Consider the following 20442-nt stretch of genomic DNA (forward strand, 5'->3'; position numbering starts at 1 on the left):
TGGTCGCGAGTTTTATTCTCTACAGCCTTAGCTTATAGAGAGATAAATTGATGTGAAGGCAAGTGGGGCATTTCATTCGCAGCATGGAGATTTGGCAGATCCATTACGTTGATAAAAGCCACGTTGTCATGCCGTAGATTTTTATAGATAGCGTGAAACTGTAAGGGATAATTGTCGTTGAGGATTTCTTTTTTTAGAATCGGTGGTTTAGATAAATAATAGCCTTGGAATAAATTAAAACCAGCATTAAGAGCTTGTTGATATTGAGATCTATGTTCTATTTTTTCCGCAACAAATTGAATATCGAGATCTCTATGTTGTTGTATAAATAGCTTTGCGTCTTCAATGGCATACAGTTTTATATCAAATTTAATAATTGAGATAAACGGCAGAATAGGCTCCCAATCTTCGGACGGAATAAAATCGTCCAGAGCAAGCGTATACCCTTGTTCTGCTATGTATTTAATGGAATCAAGCAGTTCAAGGCTTGGCTTGTCACCTTCTAACACTTCAATGACAAAGTTGCCTTTCGGCAAGCACAAAGGCAGTTTGGCAATAATACTTTGATGGGAAAAATTGATATAACCACAGATACCATCAAGTATCTGCTGAGATTTATCTAATAAAAGGTCAGTTAAAATCGAACGAGTGGCGTAATCTCCATCCACTTCAGGACAGGTATTGATGTGACTGTTTCGATACAGCAGTTCATAGGCAACAGGATCGCCACTGGTATTAAAAATTGGTTGTCTAGCTATATAAGAACTGTACACAAAAACATCTTCGATAATAAAATCTTACTTTAGATATTAAACCTAATATAAATAGAGTGAATAGTCTATATTAAAAAGTGTCGACTGCTTTGCAAATATATTGTCCATTTATAATGGACGATTATATAAACGTGTGCTTTCGGCAGTAATTTCAAGAATGGAAGCCTGCGTATACCAATCACCTAATACAATACGTTGCTTATTATCATCTAACTGATGAATATTAGGACGATGAGTGTGCCCGTGAATCATTAATTGTGCGCCATGACGTTGCATCGCGTCCGTAACGGCCTGTTGGTTGACGTCCATAATGTCATAAGACTTGGTTTTCTTTTCGTCATTGGCGTTGTTTTGCACTTTCTTAACCAACTTACGACGTAGGCGCAATGGAATATGGTTATACACCCATTGTAACCACTTCATATGTACCTTCTGACGAAACTTTTGATATTTAACATCGTCAGTGCAGAGGGTATCGCCGTGCAGTAGCACAGTAGGGGTTCCGTACAAATCAATTAAGGTTTCATCACCTAATAGGGTTGCACCACTTTTTTGCTGGAACAGTTTTCCCACCAAAAAGTCGCGGTTGCCTTGGGTGAAAAAGCATGGCGTGCCGGATTCGACTAATCTTCGTATTTCGCTAATCACAGTATGATTTAACGGAGAGTCATCATCATCTCCCACCCAAAACTCAAATAAGTCACCCAAAATATACAGAGCATCTGCACTAGGGGCATCTTCACGCATAAAGCGAATAAAAGCCTCTGTCATTTCAGCGTGCGAGGGAGTGAGGTGTAGATCAGAGATAAACAGTGTGCGCATGCGGCGTGAATTCCTTGTTGATAAAAAACCGCGCTAAATAGACTTAGCGCGGTTTAAAAGCATTACTCAGTAATAGTAGTACCAGTAATGATAACTTCTTCCAAAGGAACGTCTTGGTGCATACCCATGCTACCAGTGCTCACGCCTTTAATTTTGTTTACTACATCCATGCCTTCAGTCACTTTACCAAATACACAGTAACCCCAACCGTTCATGTCTTCTGATTTAAAATCCAAGAAGGTGTTGTTATTGATGTTGATAAAGAATTGAGAGCTCGCAGAATGTGGTTCCATCGTACGTGCCATTGCAATTGTGCCAACAGCGTTGCTAAGGCCATTGTTGGCTTCGTTCTGGATAGTTGCGCGAGTTTGTTTCTCACGTAAGCCAGAAGTCATGCCGCCGCCTTGGATCATAAAGCCATCGATAACACGGTGGAACAAAGTGTTGTCGTAGAAACCGTCTTTACAATACTGAACGAAGTTCTCAGCAGTAATAGGTGCAAGTTCGTGGTTCAGTTCTAGTGTAATATCACCGTGATTGGTGTGAAGGGTGATCATAAGAGCGTCCTTAACGTTTATTTAGTAGAGAAATCGAATCAAATTCTAACCAAACTCTCAGCACAATCAACTGCTAACCGAGTTTTATGTTACTTAAGGCGTTATGTGTTGGTATACTAACCACATTATCCCCACCAGAAGTTAAAGCTGAAGAAATGCTGAAGATATACAATACGCTGACGCGTCAAAAAGAAGAATTTAAACCCATCACTGCTGGAAAAGTAGGCATGTATGTGTGTGGCGTAACTATCTACGACTTATGCCATATTGGTCATGGACGTACATTTGTCTCTTTTGATGTTGTATCGCGTTACTTGAGATATCTTGGTTACGATCTGACTTTTGTACGCAATATCACCGATATTGACGATAAAATCATTAAGCGCGCAGCGGTAAACGGTGAGAGCTGTGAGTCTTTGACCGAGCGCTTGATCGCAGAAATGCACGCAGACTTCGATTCGCTAAACATGAAGCGCCCAGATGTTGAACCTCGCGCAACAGAATTTATCGACGAAATTATCGCTTTGGTTGAAAAGCTCATTGAACGTGGTTTTGCGTATGTGGCTAGCAATGGCGATGTGATGTTTGAAGTGAGCAAGTATGACGAATACGGCAAGCTTTCTAAACAAGATCTAGAGCAGCTTCAAGCGGGCGCACGTGTGAACATCGAAATGGCAAAACGCAGTCCTCTAGACTTTGTTTTGTGGAAAATGTCTAAGCCGGGTGAACCAACTTGGGAATCTCCATGGGGCGCAGGCCGTCCGGGCTGGCACATTGAATGTTCAGCAATGAACTCTTCTATTTTGGGCGATCACTTCGATATCCACGGTGGCGGTTCAGATTTGCAATTCCCTCACCATGAAAACGAAATCGCACAATCTTGCTGTGCGCACGGCACTCAGTATGTAAATACTTGGATGCACAGTGGCATGGTGATGGTTGATCAAGAGAAGATGTCTAAATCTTTGGGTAACTTCTTTACGATTCGTGATGTACTAGGTTACTACGACGCTGAGACAGTGCGTTACTTCTTAATGTCGGGTCACTACCGTAGCCAGTTGAACTACAGTGAAGAGAATCTTAACCAAGCACGCGCGTCATTAGAGCGTTTATACACTTCATTGCGTGGTCTTGACCTAAGCGCAACTCCTGCTGGTGGTGAAGAGTACGTGTCTCGCTTCTCAACCGCGATGAACGATGACTTTAATACGCCAGAAGCGTACGCAGTCTTGTTTGATATGGCTCGTGAAGTTAACCGCCTTAAAGGTGCCGAGATTGAGAAAGCCAGCCAGCTTGGCGCACTGATGCGTGAGCTTGCGGATGTGATTGGTATTCTACACCAAGAGCCAGAAGCCTTCTTACAAGGTGGACAAGCTGATGATGAAGTGGCAGAAATCGAAGCGTTAATTAAACTGCGTAACGACTCTCGCGCCTCTAAAGATTGGGCAAATGCTGATCTTGCGCGTGATAAGCTAAACGAGAAGGGCATTGTTCTAGAAGATGGTCCACAAGGAACAACTTGGCGTCGTAAATAATACTGACTTGCTTGGTATTAGTGACACTGCATAGACAGTGACAAACACTAACAATAGGGCTGATATTAAATCGGCCCTTTTTAATAAATCAAAAGAACAAGAAAGGCTTTTACGTGGCTCAAATGTACTTTTATTACTCGGCAATGAATGCGGGTAAATCCACCACATTGTTACAATCCTCTTTTAACTATCAAGAAAGAGGCATGACTCCTTTGATCTTTACCGCTGCCTTAGACAATCGCTACGGCAAGGGCAAAGTGACCTCTAGAATCGGCTTGCAAGCAGATGCGCACCTTTTTGATAAAGAGACCGATCTTTTCAAAGAGATGAGCGAGTTAAATGAACACACACAACACCACTGCGTATTGGTTGATGAGTGTCAGTTCTTATCAAAAGAGCAGGTTTACCAACTTACAGAAATCGTAGATAAGCTGAATATCCCAGTCTTGTGCTACGGTCTGCGCACCGACTTTCTCGGTGAATTGTTTGAAGGTAGCCGTCATCTATTAGCGTGGGCGGATAAATTGGTTGAGCTTAAAACCATTTGTCATTGTGGACGCAAAGCCAATATGGTGATTCGCACCGATGAAGAAGGTAATCCGATTGCCGAGGGCGATCAGGTGGCTATCGGTGGCAATGATAAATACGTGTCAGTGTGTCGCGTACACTATAAAGAAGCGTTAGGCCGATAAGACTTTGCTTTGTTAAACAGCCATAAAAAAGTAAAGCTCTCTAGATTAGAGAGCTTTACTTTTTTAAGAAAGAGTTTATTTAAAGAGCTTACTTATAAAGAGTTGTTTATATCGCGTTAGTCAAATTTAGCAGCAAACTGTTTGGCGGCATAAGCAACACGCTCTGCCGGCTTTGGATACTCTAACGGCACCCCAAGGTTCTCAATGTGCTGCAATCTTGGCAGCAGACCCGTGCCATTGGCTATTTGAATAGCAAGACCGGGACGGGCGTTAAGTTCCAGTACCATTGGACCTTCTTCACGATCAAGTACCATATCGGTACCCATATAACCCAGTCCAGTCATCTCCCAGGCGCTCGACGCTAATGTAAGCAAACGCTCCCAGTGCGGCACTTGTAGCTGCATCAGATCTTTACCCGTGTCAGGGTGGTGGGTCACGGGTAAATCGTACTGCACCGCTCGTACCGCTCGACCTGTGGCAATATCTACCCCAACACCAACTGCGCCTTGGTGCAAGTTGGCTTTACCGTCAGAGTTAGAAGTAGATAAGCGCATCATTGCCATTACAGGGTAGCCCTTAAATACAATAATACGTACGTCAGGCACACCTTCATAACTGTAGCCTTCAAAGCAGTCATCAAACTTAATTAAGTTCTCAACCACGGCCACGTCATTTTTTCCGCCAAGGGAGAATAGACCCGCCAGAGTGTTACTGATATGGCGTTCCACATCTTGCTCATTCACGGTATCGCCAGAGGGTTTGGTGTAAACGCCATCTTTGTGCGAAATGATCACCAGAATGCCTTTACCACCACTGCCTTGCGCGGGCTTGATACAAAAGCCCGGCCAGTTTTTAACCATTTTATGGATGCGTTTTACTTGCGCTTGCTGACCAATAACGCCAATCAGAGCAGGGGTAGTAGCACCGTGGATCTCAGCGATCTTTTTGGTTTTAAGTTTGTCATCCACCAAAGGGAATTTACTACGGTCATTATATTTACCAATGTAACTATGGTTACGTTGGTTCATGCCCATAATCCCTTTTGCACGAATCTTAAATGGCGAAGTAAATTGACCAAACATAATTTAGTCCTCCGCCAGTGGTTTGAAGCGGCGCAATTCTGTTAAACGGTAGCCTGTGTAGTTACCCAACATCAAAATGATAGACAGGATAATCAGCTGCATACCAATAAAGTTAAAGGTCAGGTGCTGGATGTAGCTGTTGGTCATCGCAAGATAAACCAATACTGCCGTTAACAGTGAACCGCCACCTTGCAATACCACTTCTTTAGCGCCTTCTTCTTCCCAAAGAATCGACATACGTTCGATAGTCCAAGAAAGAATGATCATAGGGAAGAAGGTAATAGAAAGTCCTTCCACTAGGCCAATGTTAAACGCCACTATGGTAAATACAGAAATAATCAAAATTACGGTAATGATAACCGCGGATATCCGTGCCACTAACAGCAAGTTGAGCTTGGAGAGATAGCTTCGAATCACCAAACCTGTGCCCACAATCAGTAAGAAGCCGACAATACCGGTCAAAAGCTGGGTCTGCACAAAGGCAACCGCAATCAGTACGGGCATGAAAGTACCAGAGGTTTTCAAGCCGATAATAATACGCAGGAATACCACAATCAGCGCGCCAATAGGGATAAGCATGATGGTTTTAAACATCGATTGCTCTTCTAGAGGTAGGCTATGAATAGAGAAGTTCAGTAGATCGTCAGCATTCACTTTGCTGGCGGTCGCCGCTCTTGGGGTAATATCTTGCGCAATCATAGAGAACAACACTTGGCTATTACGACCACCGGTAACGTCAAGTAGTGAGACGTTGGATTGATCCCAAATCAGCGTGTTTTCGCTCTTTTCTTGTGCGCCAGTATCGGCATTAAACAAGATCCAGTTGTCACCGTTCCATACTTCCACCATAGGGGTGATAGATTGGCGACGACGTCCGTCTTCTAAATGCACAACCCCAACTGTTTTATTTTGCACTTCAGCAAAAGAGAGCAGGGCAGCTAACGCTTCTTGCTTAGTAAACTGGTTAAGCAGTAGCGCGGCATTTTGACTGTTTGCATCATTGAGTTTACGAATCACCTCACGGGCTAAGGTTTCATCGTTAGCACTGCGCTTAGTTGCTTCATCAACAATAGCTTGCGCGGCAGCCTGCTGAGGGCCATCAAAGGTAGGTGCTTCAATTGGACCTTCCGGCGGAACAGCTTTTACTTTCGCCTGTGGGTCGACTAAAAATTGAGCTTTGTAGTAAATGGTTTGTGGGCCATCGGCATAACGAATAGTCCACTCGGCGCGACGGCCAATATCAGAATCTACATACGCCACACCATAGCCAGGTGAAGATGCGGATTCATCCACTAGTGTAAAACCATTTTGAGTCCCAGGAGCAGCTAGTGACACTGTAACGGGCTCACCTTGTGCAACCAATTCAACTCGCGCTTCAATATCCCAAAGTTCGCGACTTTCTCCTGGTGTCCATGGAACACCGTAAGCGGTGTGTCGCATAATGGATAGCGCGGCACCGGCCACTACCAGCAGGGCGATAAATATGTAAAACGGCACTCTTGAAGTCATAACAATCCTTATTATATTTGCGACCTAATGTGTCACTGCAGTTTTTTTGTTTGAATAAATACTTTACTGACATCCACTAAAGCAATGTCCTTAATAAACTCGCGTCCCAGAAGCACTGGATGGCTCATGTGCGAGCGGTCGGTTAATGTAAATTGCGCTTTTTGTCTTACATCTCCTAGGCTAATCCACAGCTCAACCACTGGTCGTCTGTGTGATTCGGTAGCATTAGATTGACGAACTTTTGCCCATCGAATAAAGGGAGCCTCGACAACGATAGGTTCTTTTTGTGCTTTTTCATCGCCATCTGCGGCAGGTTTATCGGCGGATTTCTCGTCAGAGATAGTAAATTTCACCCACTTTTTACCGTCACGCTCAAACTTGTGAATGTCTGTGGCATTTAAAGAGGATGTGGCAGCGCCTGTATCTATGCGGGCCTCAAATGATTTATCAATTTCTTTAAAATGCACTGTTTCAATAGAGCCTAGCACCACTAAATTGTCATTGGGTGGCAGTTTCTTAGGTTTTTCAGGCTCTTTTTTAGTTTGAGCTTGGGACTGAAACTCAAGTAGCGCTCGTGCATTGTGCTTGGCTAAGTTATTTACACGAGTAGACATCACTAAAATTTGCTTTTGTAGCTTTTCTATCTGGGCATTTTGCTGCTCGATTGATGCACTTACATCACCGATTTGCTTTGATAAGTTCTCTTCTGATGACTTAACAGCCTGCATAGATTCCGTTCTATATTGTTGTGTTTCTTGTTGGGTTGCTTTAGACGGAACACATCCAGATAAAAGCACGATTCCGGATAACGCGATAAAATGCTTGAGCATCGAAAACCTATTCATATTTGTTGTTGGCTCTGTCTCTGGCGAAAACGGCCCAGATTCATAAAATTAAGTGTAGAACACTTATTGCAAATTTTCGTCAGTCCAAGAAAAAAACTTCTTGGACTTTCAATGTTTTAACTAGGATTTTTAGCAATAAGTATTGCGCGTCGTGGAGCAGGATACCCTTCAATTGTTTTGCTAGGGTCTTCTGGGTCTAAATACTCAGGCAACGAGTTGTGCGTCATCCATTGTGTGGTTCTTTGCTCTCCAACAGATGTGGTGTTTTCATCCACAATTTTAACGTCAACTAAACCACATTTTTCCATCCACACCTTCAGCGCTTTTGCTGATGGGAAGAAATACACGTTGCGCATTTGTGCGTAGCGATCGGCTGGCACCAATACCGCGTTCTCATCCCCTTCAATGACTAAGGTTTCAAGAATCAACTCACCGCCGGGTAACAGTTGATTTTTCAATTGCAGAATATGATCAAGTGGAGAGCGTCGGTGATACAACACACCCATACTAAAGACAGTATCGAATGCGTTTAATTCAGGTAATTGCTCGATACCTAACGGGAGCAGGTGAATACGTTGGTCGTTGTTCATCAACTTACGCACCGCTTCAAACTGCACTAAGAACAAGTGTGAGGGGTCAATCCCAACACATAATCTTGCGCCAGCTCCCAGCATACGCCACATGTGATAACCATTGCCGCAACCTACATCTAATACTGAGCGGTTTTCAAGTGGGGAAATATGCGGTAGCAATCGATCCCATTTCCAGTCCGAGCGCCATTCCGTATCAATATGAATATCGTGTAAAGTAAACGGGCCTTTACGCCAAGGGTGGAAGGTTTTAAGTAGGTTTTCTAGTTTCTTTTTCTCGCCATCAATAAGAGGCTGAGTGTTAGAAACATTCACTTCATACTTAAGTTCAATGGTGTCAGGCGTTAACGCAGGGATCTTATTAAGCGCTCGTAACCAACGATCAAAGTCGCCATGTTCGGCACTTTGCCAGTCGGCAAGTTGTTTAGGTAAAGTTTCTAGCCACGGCTGTAGGCGCGTGTCTTGAGCGATTAATTGATAAAAATTGGCGAAATTAAACATGCAATTCAACTTGTTAGGAACATTTATTTTAGCGAGCAAAAGATACACCGACTCAACAAAAATTGATAGTTTTTCTCGGAGTATAGTGTCAAAACTAGGTCAATTGATGGCGGTTTGAATAATGCATCACAGAGTTTGAAATTTCCCAGTTTTATACACGCGAAAAGTATAGATATAAGCAAGGTTTTTAGTCAATTTCACAGACCTAATGAGTAAAATGATGTAAGCAGAAGGGCATTACACATCTAGAAACTTGCAATCGATTGGGTATAATGTTCCAACTTTAACGTCTAATTCTAGGCGTCACATTGGATAACATTATAGGAACAGTAATGATTTTAGTTGTTGGTCATAAAAACCCAGATAGCGATAGTATTTGTTCAGCATTGGCTGCTACCGAACTTCTTAAGGCACGTGGCCTAGACGCTAAGCCTATTCGTCAAGGCGAAATCAACCGCGAAACAGCACACATCTTAGAAGTTGCTGGCGTTGAGCAACCTGAGTTTCGTGACTCAGTTGCCGGTGAAAAAATCTGGTTGGTTGATTACAGTGATTTAGCGCAAGCACCTGACGATGTAAACGAAGCTGAAATCTTGGGTATTGTTGATCACCACCGTCTTGGTGACGTGATGACAGTAAACCCACTTGAAGCGTGGATCTGGCCTGTAGGTTGTTCTTGTACTGTTCTTTTCAACATGTTCAAAATTGAAGGTGCTGAAATTACTCCTGCAATCGCAAAACTTATGATGTCTGCTATTTTGTCTGACACAGTAGGTTTCGCTTCTCCAACATGTACGCAAAAAGATAAAGACGCGGTACAAGAGCTTGCAAAAATTGCCGGTGTTGACGATGTAGACGCATTCATCAAAGCGCTATTGATTGCTAAAACAGACATTGAAGGTCTAACTCCTGCACAACTTGTTGAGAAAGATCTTAAAGCGTACCCATTCAACGGTCGTGATGTGGTTGTTGGTCAAATCGAACTGGCGACTTTAGAGCAAGTAGACGGTCAAATTGAAGCACTAGAGCAAGACTTAGTGCGTCGCTGTGAAGAAGATAGCCTAGCTTTTGCCGCAGTAATGCTAACAGACATCACTACAGCAACAACTCGTCTTCTATACAAAGGTGAGTGGGCCGCTAAGCTAGATAAGCACGCAGATAACGGCGTTCTTATGATGGAAAATACGCTAAGCCGTAAGAAACAAGGCTGGCCTTGGTTACAAGCTGAGCTAGTATAATTCTAAGCTAAGTTTTCCAATATAAGCATCAATAAAAAGGGCTGGATGAGTGATCATCCAGCCCTTTGTTATGAGTGTTATTTAGAGTAGTTGGGCGCAGTAAAGAAATGATTATCAACCAGTTTTTTAGTAATAGGGTGCGCAGGTTCAGACAGCACTTGTTGGGTATCTCCAGCCTCTACCACTTCACCGTTTGCCATCACCATCACTTTATCTGAAATGTGCTTAACAATGCCTATTTGTTGCGACACATAGATAAACGACAGTCCCATTTCGTCTTGCAGTTCTAACAACAGGTTGATGATCTGCGAGCGCATCGCCATATCTAAACCGTTAAGTGCTTCATCGGCAATAATAATTGAAGGCTGCAAAATAAGAGCTCTGGCAATACAGACCCTTTGCTTTTGTCCAGCAGCTAACATTTGCGGATAAAAATAGGCATGTTCTGCCAGCAGGCCGACTCGTTTTAAGGTGCTAATGACTCGCTTTTTACGCGCCTCTGGCGTCATAGCGGTGTTTCTTTTTAGCGGCCCTTCTAAAATTCGCCCAATTTGGATGCGCGGATTAAGTGAAGAGTTAGGGTCTTGGAACACGACCCGAATCAGCTTACAGCGCGTGGAATAATCTTTGTGCTCAAGCTTTTCGCCATTCACAAAAATCTCGCCAGAGCTAGGCTCAATTACGCCCGCAATCATCTTAGCTAAAGTGGATTTACCCGATGAGTTTTGCCCAATTAACGCTAAGGTTTGTCCCGGTTCTAAGGTAAAGCTGACGGGTTTTACCGCCTCAAAATGTTGCTTTCTAAATAAGCCGTAGCGGTTAACGAAAGTTTTGCTTAGGTTTCTCACCTCTAATAATGAGCTCATTCAACAACCTTAGTATTAAGAGGGAAGTGACAGTTGTACTTATGGCCTTTTTCCTTTTTAGAAAAAGGCGCTTTTACGCATTTGTGTTGCGCATAAGGACAGCGAGGCCCAAGGCGGCAACCAATTGGCAAATGCTGTAATGGTGGAATACTGCCCGATAGCGACTGTAGTTTCTGTTTGTGCGGAAGACGGCCACTAAAGTCAGGAAGCGCCTCAAGCAGTGCTTGGGTGTAGGGATGTTTTGCGCCATTCATTAAGCGCTCAGTTGGCGCGGATTCGACACTTTGCCCACAATACATCACGGTGATTTTTTTCGCCCATTGCGTGATGGCGGCCAGATCGTGCCCAATCAAAATAATAGTGGTGTTGTGCAGCTGATTCATACGACTGAGCAATTTTAAAATTTGCGTCTGCGTGATCGGATCAAGGTCATTGGTAGGTTCATCAGCCACCAAAATTTTAGGCTTAGCCGCGATTGCCATAGCAATCATCACTTTTTGACATTCACCATCAGTGAGCTCGTAAGGATAACTGCGCATGATTCTAGAGTGATCTTTAATGCCCACTTTATGCAGTAGGGCAATGGATGTTTTTTTGCGCCAGCCCCAACGTTGCCAAAGTTTGCCTTGGAAAGTGCGTGAAGGGATGGATTCTGCTAATTGCTGACCTACACGTTCACTTGGGTCAAGACAGGTAGAAGGCTCTTGAAAAATCATCGCAATTTCACGGGCAATGATTTTGCGTCGCTCTTTAGGTTTAAGTGCCAATAAGTCTACGTCCCCAAGACGCATTCTATCGGCGGTGATTTTCCAGTTGTCTTTTTCTAGCCCCACAATGGCCTTTGCCAATAAACTTTTACCAGAGCCTGATTCACCCACTAAGCCACGAATTTCGCCTTCGTTGATGGTTAGACTCATGCGGTCTACCGCTTTAACGATGCCTTGTGGGGTTTCAATTTCAATGGTGACGTGTCTAAAATCCAAAACTGGCATTATTCGACTCCCGCATTTAGGGCATCACGAATGCCTTCACCGACAAGGTTAATATTGATTACGCTGTACATAATAGCCAGTCCTGGTAGCACAACTGTCCAAGGCGCAAGATAGATAAGCTCTACCGAGTCACCTAATATCGCTCCCCATTCAGGGCTTGGTGCTTGTGCGCCTAAGCCCAAAAAGCCAAGCGCGGTAATATCAAGTAGCGCGACAGTTAAAGCAAAGGTAAATTCTGCGGTAATAGGCGCTAATACGTTAGGTAGGATAGACACGGTCAGTAAATACCAGTTATCAGCACCATCGAGTTTTGCTGACATGATGTAGTCTTTTTCGACTTCCGCATGAATGGTTTGATATACGCTACGGATAAATCTTGGGATCAATGCCAGACAAATGGCCATCATAATTGAGGTCATGCCGGTGCCTAAAAAGGCGACAAAGATTAGTGCGAGCAATAATGACGGGATCGACATTACCGTATCAAGGATGTGGTTTAGGATACTAGACAGTAGCCCTTTGGTCATTCCTGCTAATGCGCCAATAAAACAGCCAATAAAGGCCGCGATTAAGGTGATAGAAACCGCTGAGCCTAAGGTAATTTGTGAGCCCATGAGTAAGCGCGATAAAATGTCACGCCCTAAATCATCAGTACCCAAAAAGTACTCAATGCTACCTTCTTTTGCCCAAGAGGGGGCTTGCAGTAGTACCGAGGATTGCGTCAACGGATCGTGAGGCGCAATAAGCGGTGAAATTAACGTAATGATAAAGATGAAACCAAGGTTCCATAACCCAAACATCGCCAAATTATTGCTTCTGAAGTGACGCCAGAAACGTTCTCTTTGCGTGGGTATGCTCTCTTCGAGATAAACGCTAGTGTTTAGCATACCATTCCTTTCTTGCTAGTGGATTAATCACAGTGCCAATCAGCTCTGATAAAATTTGTGTCGCCAATACAAAGCTGGCAACAACCATAACGCCTGCCTGTATTGAAACATAATCACGATTGGCAACCGCATCCAGTAACCAGCGACCAATGCCCGGCCAGTTAAAGATAGATTCGGTAATGATGGCAAAAGTGAGCATGCTAGATAGCTGAACGCCTATTAATGGAATGATAGGCGGGATCGCATTTCTCAACACGTGTTGCAGGATAATTTCTAATTTCGATAAACCTTTAATGCGGGCCACGCGAATGTAGTTTTTGCCGATGACGTCTGCAACTGAGGCGCGCATTAAGCGAATAAAGTGCGTGGTAGGAGCAAGGGCAAGTACCAGTGCTGGCAAAATTAGATGCATCACAACGCTGGCAAAGGCGGCCTCTCGGTTCGGGTTGTTACTTAGCCATGCATCTATCATGGCAAAGCCAGTAATGTGCGGAATATCGTACAACAGGTTATAACGCCCAGAAATAGGCAGCCATTCAAGACGCAGTGAAAATAGCATCACTAATAACAGTGCCACCCAAAATAACGGCGCTGAATATCCGGCCATTGAAAAGAATGAAATTAATCTATCGGACCACTTATTCTGTCTTACTCCGGCCAGCGTACCTAACGGTAAACCAATGCACAGCGCTAAAATGAAGGCAAAAAAGCACAGCTCTAATGTGGCAGTGAATACGGTTTTTACTTCTGCAAAAGCGGGTTGCCCTTGGGCTGTAGTACCAAAGTTTAAATGGCTGATCTCTTGTAAATAAAGAGTCCATCCGGGCCAAAAATCAGAAATGGCCCAAGTGGAAGTAGGGTCTAGGCGTAAAATGCTGTAGCCCACCACAGTTAAGATCAATAAGGTGATGATGAATAAGTTTAAACGTCGAACGGCGTATATAAACACTATTTTCTCCTCTCAACGTTTTCAAAACTCAGGGTATTAAATGGGTTTTCGTTAAAACCCTTTAATGTTTTGTGTTTTGCTCTAAATTGCATACCGTGCGCAATAGGGATAATAGGGACTTCCTCATCCAGCAAGTTTTGAGCTTGATGATATAAGTTTAAACGATAACGTCTTTGCTTGGTTTCTTTAGCCAAATCAATGATGGAATCAAAGTCGGAGTTACACCAAGACGCAATGTTTACCGTGGTATGATCGGCGTTACACGATAGCAGTGGTCTAAAGAAGTTATCAGGATCGCTGGTATCGGCGCTCCATCCAGAAAGAATCAAATCCGCATCGGCAATACTTTGGAAGGTAGAACGTTCATCTAAGAAAATGTTCAGTTTCACGCCAATATCGGCAAAGTTAGATTGCAGCAGTTCAGCAACTTTTCTCGGGCTTGGGTTATACGCAGTGGGTTCAAGAGATACCCACATAGAAAGCTCAAGCCCATTGGCATAACCAGCTTCACGAATCAGAGCTCGCGCATAGTTACGATCATAACGTACTTGTGATGATTTTTTCTCATATGCCCACGATTCAGGAGGCAATATCGAATAGGCTGGCACGCCATAGCCGTAATATACAGAGTCAATAATAGAGTTACGGTTTATGGCAAGATTCAGCGCTTTACGTACTCGTTTATCATGTAATGCAGGGTTTAAAGTCCGCAGCGCAATAAATGCCACATTCATGCTTGGATAGGCTTGCAGCTCAAGATCTGGGTGCGCTTGAATAGTTGGAATTTGGCTAGAACGGGGTGAAAATAATACGTCACATTCGTTGCGTAATAATTTTGCCAATGTACCCGTACCTCGAGAAGTGATATCAAGAACCACTTGCTTCATTTTAGCCGGTGAGCCCCAGAAGTCAGGGTTGCGACGCAGGCGAATAAAATCATTTACGCTAAATTGATCCAGATAGAAGGGCCCAGTACCGACTGGGTAACGATCTAGGCGCTGCTTTTGGTCAATTTTGAACAAATTATCGGCATACTCAGCCGAATGAATGCTGGCATAAGTGGTCGAAAGGTTAGATAAAAAGGTGTTGTCAGGCTTGTTGAGCTCAAATACCACTGTGTGTTCATCAATGGCGATAACGTCTTTTAAAATGTTCTTAAAACCGATGGCGTCAAACCAAGGATAGTGACCGCCACCGACATAGTGGAACGGATGATGACTATCGATAACACGCTTAAAGGTAAACACCACATCTTGGGCATTAAATAGGCGAGTTGGTGTAAACCAAGCGGTGGTTTGAAACGAAACATCTTTACGTAAGTTGAATTGGTAACGAGTGCCCGTTTTATCGACGCTCCAACTGGTGGCAAGCATCGGCTCTAATTTTGACTTAGGGTTAGACAAATGAATAAGGGTATTGAAGATTTGCGGCGCAACGGTATCTGCCGCTAAGTCGTTATTCACTAACTGAGGATTAAAAGAGCTTGGCGTACCTTGACCACAAAAAATGAAGCCATCTTGTTTTATCTGATTAGAAACGTTGACTTCACCACAGCCGGCTAGGGCTAAGAAACACGCACCTAGAAATCCAAGTTTCAGTTTTTTCCAGATATCCGTCTGCATATTCTGACGTACCATTGATTGCTCTTTGAAAATGAACTGCATAATTTAACACTTCTATCTTGGAAGCTCCATTAGGTTAGCGTTTGATCTTAAACCATTTTGTACTTTCTGAGCATTCCTCGAAACTGATGATAACTCAAGCCTAGCAGACCTGCGGCGTTCTTTTGATTATGTTGTGCCTGTTTTAATGCTTGTTTAAGCAGCTCTATATCTTGCGTTTGTTGCCAGTTTTTATAATCAAGAGGTAGAGAAAATATTTTATTTTCAATATCTTGCTGAACCTCCGCCGGAACACCTTTATCATCAACAGTAGCCAGTGCTTGAAAGGGGTTAAAGACAATTTCTGCAATAGGTTGGCTCGGCTGCGGATTTAAATAGACCGCACGTTCAATCACATTTTTTAATTCACGAACATTTCCCGGCCACGCGTACTCAAGCAGTTGTTGCTGACATTGCGAACTAAAACCTGCAAATAGAGGCAGTGCAAGTTCTTGGCACATGCGCAGTGCAAAGTGCTCAGCCAGCAGTAAAATGTCGTCTTGTCTTTGTTTTAAACTAGGTAAATGAATGACATCAAAGGCGAGTCGGTCGAGTAGGTCGTGACGAAAATCACCTTGTTTCGCCAGTTGTAAAAGATTGACATTGGTGGCGCAAATTAAACGAACATTCGATTGCAGGGTTTTTCTGCCACCGACTCGTTCGTATTCTCCGTATTCAATCACTCGCAGTAATTTTTCTTGTACTGATACAGGTGTGGTTGCCAGTTCGTCAAGAAATAAACTGCCTCCTTCTGCGCGTTCAAAGCGACCTAAATGTTTACCCGTTGCACCAGAAAATGATCCCGCTTCATGGCCAAACAGTTCCGAGTCAACAATACCTTCACTTAATGCCGCGCAGTTAAGGCTAACCAAAGGTTTATCCCAACGTTTGGAAAGATAATGTAGGCGTTGGGCGATGAGCTCTTTGCCTGTACCTCGCTCACCCATAATTAAAACGGGGCGTTCAATCGGCGCTAATTTAGAGACTTTATCTAACACCGCCAGAAAAGGGCTTGATTGACCAATGAGTGTCTGTTTCATTTTATGCCTATTGGTATTTTTCACCGATTAATGGTTAATAATTTACTATTTACCATCAAAGTCAAAAGATTTAGCGGTGGATAACACAGAGTGAGATCTGGATGCGGTTTATGCGAGGTTTTGTATATGTCCTGTAACCACAAGGGTTGAAGCCTTGTGTAGAGGAAATACAACTCAAAGAGAGCACAGTAAAAGGTGTCACATACAATTTGGCATGATATTTGGATACTCAAAGGTAGTAGAGGTCGTTGGAATAGTTAAAGTAGCACATCGATATTACATAACGATGTTTTACTACTGACACTTTATTGCTGTGTTCACTGTAGATTAAGGAGAACCAAAATGAGTATATTTTCTCGTTTTGCTGACATCGTAAATTCAAACATTAACTCTTTGTTGGATAAGGCTGAAGATCCAGAAAAGATGATTCGTCTTATTATCCAAGAGATGGAAGATACCTTAGTTGAGGTGCGCACCAACTCGGCGAAAGCGTTAGCAGAGCGTAAAGACTTGCAACGACGAATCATACAAGTCGAAGAGCAAGTGGCAGATTGGCAACAAAAAGCCTCACTCGCATTAAGTCGTGAAAGAGAAGAGCTAGCGCGCGCTGCCCTAATTGAAAAACAGCGCATGAGTAAAGTGCTTGCCTCTTTGCAAACTGAGCAAACATTGCTAGACGAGACCATTACTAAACTGAGCGATGAAGTGGGCAAATTGGAAAACAAAATCAATGAAACCCGAGCCAGACAATCAGCGCTAGTCATGCGTCAAAATACCGCTAAGAGTCGCAAAGACATTCAACAACACTTGCACAATAGTCGCACCAAAGACACTTTGGCTAAGTTTGAACAGTACGAACAAAAAATTGATAGATTAGAAGCTGACGCCGATAGTTATCAACTGGGCCAAGAATCAAACTTAGACGATCAGTTTGCCCAACTGCAAGCCGATGATGAGATAGAAAAAGAACTGCAAAAAATGAAAGATAACGTTAATAAATAATCATTAGGGGGTTAGATGTCTACAGCACTGATCACTGTACCACTGAGTGTATTTCTAATTTTTGTTGCGCCGCTTTGGCTCATATTACATTACAGAAGTAAGCGTAAATTAAACCAAGGCTTGTCTGAAAGCGAGCGAGTTCAACTGCAACAGTTATCGCAAAAAGCGGTGACTATGAAGCAACGAATTGAAAATCTAGAAAAAATATTAGATGCGGAATCACCAAACTGGAGATCCGGACAATGAAAGGCTTATACAGAGACACGCACAAAGGAAAATTGACCGGTGTGTGCGCAGGCATTGCGGCTCGATTTGGCTTTGAAGTTTGGGTAGTACGAATATTGTTTGTATCGGCAACCCTGTTAGGTGGCGGATTTTTAATGATACTGGCGTATTTTGCCACCAGCTTGATGCTCGAAAAGCAGACTCCGCAGATATTCCAGACCAGACAACAACAGTTTGATCATCAAATGAAGCAGAAGCCGTGGCAGTCAGGTCGTGCGCCCAAGGAGTTATTAACTGTTATGGAGCAAGACTTTTCGGAGATGGAAGTGACTTTACGTGATATGGAGACTTTTGTGACTTCAGACTCGCGTAAAACCCATGCTGAATTTCGTGATTTTTAATACCAATCGTACTAAATAACTGGTTATTCTAGCTTGTTAAAATGCTCGATAACGGCGTTAGAATTTTTGATTGTAGAATAACTACTTATCGAAAAATTCTGCCTTGTTCTCGAGCATTTTTCCTGCGCTAGTTCTGATCACTTACTTAGTGTGATTGGTATAAGCCAGTCACTCTTACAATTAACAAAAAAAGCGGCAATCATGAATCATGATTGCCGCTTTTCAATAGTGTTCTCTAAATAGTCTTAGCCAGTAAGATTATTTTGCTGTTAGAGAGAATCCATCAACACGAACTTCAGTTTGTTTACCGATGTTACCGTCCATGTTTAGAGCAGATTTGTCAGTAAGTTTTAACTTAGCGAAGACAGTTGCTGAAGTGTTGTTGCCAGAGTTGAATGCAACAGTCACTTGTTTGAATGATTTTCTGTCAGCGTGAGGTGCATCAGCTAGGTCAGCTGCGCTTACTGTTTGTTCTTCAATAACTTTACCGTCGATGCCTTGAACACCAGCGATTAGTTCCGTTGGAGACATGTCGCCTTTTCTGTCTTCAAAGTACAAAGAGAAAACGTAATCAGTGTTTGCTGATAGGCCGTTTACAGTTTGAAGTAGACCAGGAGTTGCAGAGAAGTCATCGTTTGCACTTACAAAGCGAAGACGAGCAGAACCTTCGTCTGATTGGAATGCAGAAACTTTAGAGCTACCTACATCGCCTAGACCCGCTTTTTTGTTTGCGTCTTTAACCCAAACGTCACTTTTACCACTGTTAGCACGGAACTCACTAATTTGTGGATCGACGATTAGATTGTCACCAGTTGCCATAGCAGTTGTTGCAGTAGCTTTTGCTGGAGTCGCATTAGGAGCGTTATTACCTTGAGTTGCACAACCTGCTAGTAGACCTGCGATAGCTAGTGCTAGATACATTTTTTTCATAATCTTTTCTCACTCATTAAGTGTGTTCTTCATTAGATGACGAAAAGATTACAATAATATTGTATGAGTTTTTGTGACTCGATAGACAGTTTTATAAGGGAAAATGGGCCGAATAGTCACAGGATGGCATATGTCAAAGTTTAAACAAGAAGTCGTAAATTAACCGCGTTTGGCGGTTGTTCAAGTTTAAATTATCCTGTATGTGAGTGAATTTTAATCCAAACAAGTGCTTTTTGATTGAGTTTCGAGCGATATACAAAAATGACCGTATTTGCGGATTTAAAACGTTCACCTTATGTCGCTTTATTGATTTTTGACTATCGATGTATTGAGTTCTTAGACTGAAGTAGAAACGATATGACAGAAATTAATCAAGTGTTGAGTTTAGTGTGAAGCTAGGGGTTTTTTGGCATTTTTTGTTACGTTTTTTGAACTTAAATACTTTACATTTACAACAACCCAAGGAACAATCCTTCACCATTTATTAAGAATACTGTACCTGAGATGGGTAAATTATGAGTAACGTGAGTAAAAAGAAATCAAATCCACTCTTTGAGATCCTGTTTAATGTCTTTATTCCTTCATTTATTTTAATGAAGTTCAGTGGAGAAGAGCATCTAGGCACTGTGTATTCACTGATAGTGGCGCTGGCTTTTCCTGTTGCTTACGGTGGTTTGGAACTGATTCGAGACAAAAAGTTTAACTTTATCTCAGCGTTGGGTTTTGTCAGTGTCCTTTTAACTGGCGGTATCGGCTTACTTGAATTAGACACGCAGTGGTTAGCGTTTAAAGAAGCATTAATTCCCGGCTTAATTGGCATCGCGGTACTTGGCTCGACATTTACTCGCCACCCATTGATGCAAAAGCTAGTGTTTAACAAAACGATTTTAAATTTATCCCTTATCGAGCAGCGTTTAAAAGAATCGGGGAATGAGCAAGCATTTGACCGCTGTTTGATGAATTCAAATTACTTTTTTGCCAGCACTTTCGCTTTCTCTTCGATAATGAATTATGTGTTAGCCACTTACATTGTAACCAGCCCTGCCGGCACGGCAGCCTTTAATGAAGAGTTGGGTAAATTGACGCTTTATAGCTATCCTGTGATTGCCATTCCAAGCATGCTAATGATGCTGGGCATTTTTTATTACATTTGGCGTCAAATTCGCGCAATGACCGAGCTGAAAACCGAGCAAATTTTCCATCAAGCTGAGTCTTAGGATCTAAAGACATAGGTCTAAGAGCTAAATACGACTGCTGAGTGAAGAAATGATCATACTTAGGTATGGTCATTTTTTTTGGTTTTAGAAAGTAGCTGGTAAAGAGACAACAGCAAACTATTCATTTT

21 protein-coding genes are annotated in these 20442 nt (G+C 42.8%); 7 read left to right on the forward strand and 14 right to left on the reverse strand.

Going from position 1 to position 20442, the window contains the following annotated elements:
* Positions 1–32: 32 nt before the first annotated feature.
* From OCU38_RS05265 to OCU38_RS05275, 3 genes are all read right to left on the reverse strand, one after another.
* The gene (locus OCU38_RS05265) at positions 33–773 is read right to left on the reverse strand and encodes an EAL and HDOD domain-containing protein (protein ID WP_261824039.1); all 741 of its coding nucleotides are present in this window, start codon (positions 771–773) and stop codon (positions 33–35) included.
* Positions 774–881: 108 nt separating this feature from the next.
* Entirely contained in the window at positions 882–1595 is a 714-nt protein-coding gene (lpxH, locus tag OCU38_RS05270) for a UDP-2,3-diacylglucosamine diphosphatase (RefSeq protein ID WP_261824040.1), read from the reverse strand.
* A gap of 62 nt (positions 1596–1657) precedes the next feature.
* Positions 1658–2152 carry a peptidylprolyl isomerase gene (locus OCU38_RS05275; protein WP_023404787.1) on the reverse strand — a complete coding sequence of 165 codons (495 nt, stop codon included), beginning with the start codon at positions 2150–2152 and terminating at the stop codon, positions 1658–1660.
* Between the two features lie 155 nt (positions 2153–2307).
* Between OCU38_RS05275 and cysS the strand changes: the two genes are divergently transcribed.
* Positions 2308–3687: a cysteine--tRNA ligase gene (gene cysS, locus OCU38_RS05280; protein WP_261824041.1), complete on the forward strand. Its 1380-nt coding sequence runs from the start codon at positions 2308–2310 to the stop codon at positions 3685–3687.
* 113 nt (positions 3688–3800) lie between these two features.
* On the forward strand, positions 3801–4379 hold the full coding sequence (locus tag OCU38_RS05285) for a thymidine kinase (RefSeq protein WP_261824042.1): 579 nt from the start codon (positions 3801–3803) through the stop codon (positions 4377–4379).
* 116 nt (positions 4380–4495) lie between these two features.
* On the opposite strand, the gene OCU38_RS05290 is transcribed toward OCU38_RS05285, so the two are convergent.
* The 4 genes from OCU38_RS05290 to cmoB form a co-directional block, all read right to left on the reverse strand.
* Positions 4496–5461 carry an alpha-L-glutamate ligase-like protein gene (locus OCU38_RS05290; protein WP_261824043.1) on the reverse strand — a complete coding sequence of 322 codons (966 nt, stop codon included), beginning with the start codon at positions 5459–5461 and terminating at the stop codon, positions 4496–4498.
* A 3-nt stretch (positions 5462–5464) separates the two neighbouring features.
* Positions 5465–6970 carry an inactive transglutaminase family protein gene (locus tag OCU38_RS05295; protein WP_261824044.1) on the reverse strand — a complete coding sequence of 502 codons (1506 nt, stop codon included), beginning with the start codon at positions 6968–6970 and terminating at the stop codon, positions 5465–5467.
* Between the two features lie 32 nt (positions 6971–7002).
* Positions 7003–7800 carry an ATP-dependent zinc protease family protein gene (locus tag OCU38_RS05300; RefSeq protein WP_261824045.1) on the reverse strand — a complete coding sequence of 266 codons (798 nt, stop codon included), beginning with the start codon at positions 7798–7800 and terminating at the stop codon, positions 7003–7005.
* 131 nt (positions 7801–7931) lie between these two features.
* Complete coding sequence (cmoB, locus tag OCU38_RS05305) at positions 7932–8906, reverse strand: tRNA 5-methoxyuridine(34)/uridine 5-oxyacetic acid(34) synthase CmoB (protein WP_261824046.1); 975 nt, start codon at positions 8904–8906, stop codon at positions 7932–7934.
* Positions 8907–9238: 332 nt separating this feature from the next.
* Here cmoB and OCU38_RS05310 point away from each other — a divergent pair, with 332 nt between their 5' ends.
* Positions 9239–10144, forward strand: a complete 906-nt coding sequence (locus OCU38_RS05310) for a manganese-dependent inorganic pyrophosphatase (protein ID WP_261824047.1) — start codon at positions 9239–9241, stop codon at positions 10142–10144.
* Between the two features lie 77 nt (positions 10145–10221).
* Here the strand turns inward: OCU38_RS05310 and OCU38_RS05315 are convergent, their stop codons facing one another.
* The 6 genes from OCU38_RS05315 to pspF form a co-directional block, all read right to left on the reverse strand.
* Positions 10222–11010 (reverse strand): peptide ABC transporter ATP-binding protein, encoded by a 789-nt coding sequence (locus tag OCU38_RS05315; protein WP_261824048.1) that lies wholly within the window; start codon positions 11008–11010, stop codon positions 10222–10224.
* Positions 11007–12002 (reverse strand): peptide ABC transporter ATP-binding protein, encoded by a 996-nt coding sequence (locus tag OCU38_RS05320; protein ID WP_261824049.1) that lies wholly within the window; start codon positions 12000–12002, stop codon positions 11007–11009. Before OCU38_RS05320 ends, OCU38_RS05315 begins: the two co-directional genes overlap by 4 nt.
* Positions 12002–12889: an ABC transporter permease subunit gene (locus tag OCU38_RS05325; protein ID WP_261824050.1), complete on the reverse strand. Its 888-nt coding sequence runs from the start codon at positions 12887–12889 to the stop codon at positions 12002–12004. Before OCU38_RS05325 ends, OCU38_RS05320 begins: the two co-directional genes overlap by 1 nt.
* Positions 12876–13838, reverse strand: coding sequence for an ABC transporter permease (locus tag OCU38_RS05330; RefSeq protein WP_261824051.1), 963 nt, complete (start codon positions 13836–13838; stop codon positions 12876–12878). Before OCU38_RS05330 ends, OCU38_RS05325 begins: the two co-directional genes overlap by 14 nt.
* The gene (locus OCU38_RS05335; protein WP_261824239.1) at positions 13838–15460 is read right to left on the reverse strand and encodes an ABC transporter substrate-binding protein; all 1623 of its coding nucleotides are present in this window, start codon (positions 15458–15460) and stop codon (positions 13838–13840) included. The genes OCU38_RS05330 and OCU38_RS05335 overlap by 1 nt, the downstream gene beginning before the upstream one ends.
* Before the next feature lie 89 nt (positions 15461–15549).
* Entirely contained in the window at positions 15550–16539 is a 990-nt protein-coding gene (gene pspF, locus OCU38_RS05340; protein WP_261824052.1) for a phage shock protein operon transcriptional activator, read from the reverse strand.
* Positions 16540–16881: 342 nt separating this feature from the next.
* On the opposite strand from pspF, the gene pspA reads away from it, so the two are divergent.
* From pspA to pspC, 3 genes are read left to right on the forward strand one after another with little or no spacing between them, the layout of a single operon-like run.
* Positions 16882–17541, forward strand: coding sequence for a phage shock protein PspA (pspA, locus tag OCU38_RS05345; RefSeq protein WP_261824053.1), 660 nt, complete (start codon positions 16882–16884; stop codon positions 17539–17541).
* A 15-nt stretch (positions 17542–17556) separates the two neighbouring features.
* Positions 17557–17787: an envelope stress response membrane protein PspB gene (pspB, locus tag OCU38_RS05350; protein WP_261824054.1), complete on the forward strand. Its 231-nt coding sequence runs from the start codon at positions 17557–17559 to the stop codon at positions 17785–17787.
* Complete coding sequence (gene pspC / locus OCU38_RS05355) at positions 17784–18167, forward strand: envelope stress response membrane protein PspC (protein WP_261824055.1); 384 nt, start codon at positions 17784–17786, stop codon at positions 18165–18167. Before pspB ends, pspC begins: the two co-directional genes overlap by 4 nt.
* Before the next feature lie 258 nt (positions 18168–18425).
* Here the strand turns inward: pspC and OCU38_RS05360 are convergent, their stop codons facing one another.
* Positions 18426–19097, reverse strand: a complete 672-nt coding sequence (locus OCU38_RS05360; protein WP_261824056.1) for a hypothetical protein — start codon at positions 19095–19097, stop codon at positions 18426–18428.
* Between the two features lie 515 nt (positions 19098–19612).
* On the opposite strand from OCU38_RS05360, the gene OCU38_RS05365 reads away from it, so the two are divergent.
* Entirely contained in the window at positions 19613–20314 is a 702-nt protein-coding gene (locus OCU38_RS05365; protein WP_261824057.1) for a VC0807 family protein, read from the forward strand.
* Positions 20315–20442: the final 128 nt, after the last annotated feature.

The sequence above is a fragment of the Vibrio neonatus genome, assembly GCF_024346975.1.
GTDB lineage: Bacteria > Pseudomonadota > Gammaproteobacteria > Enterobacterales > Vibrionaceae > Vibrio > Vibrio neonatus.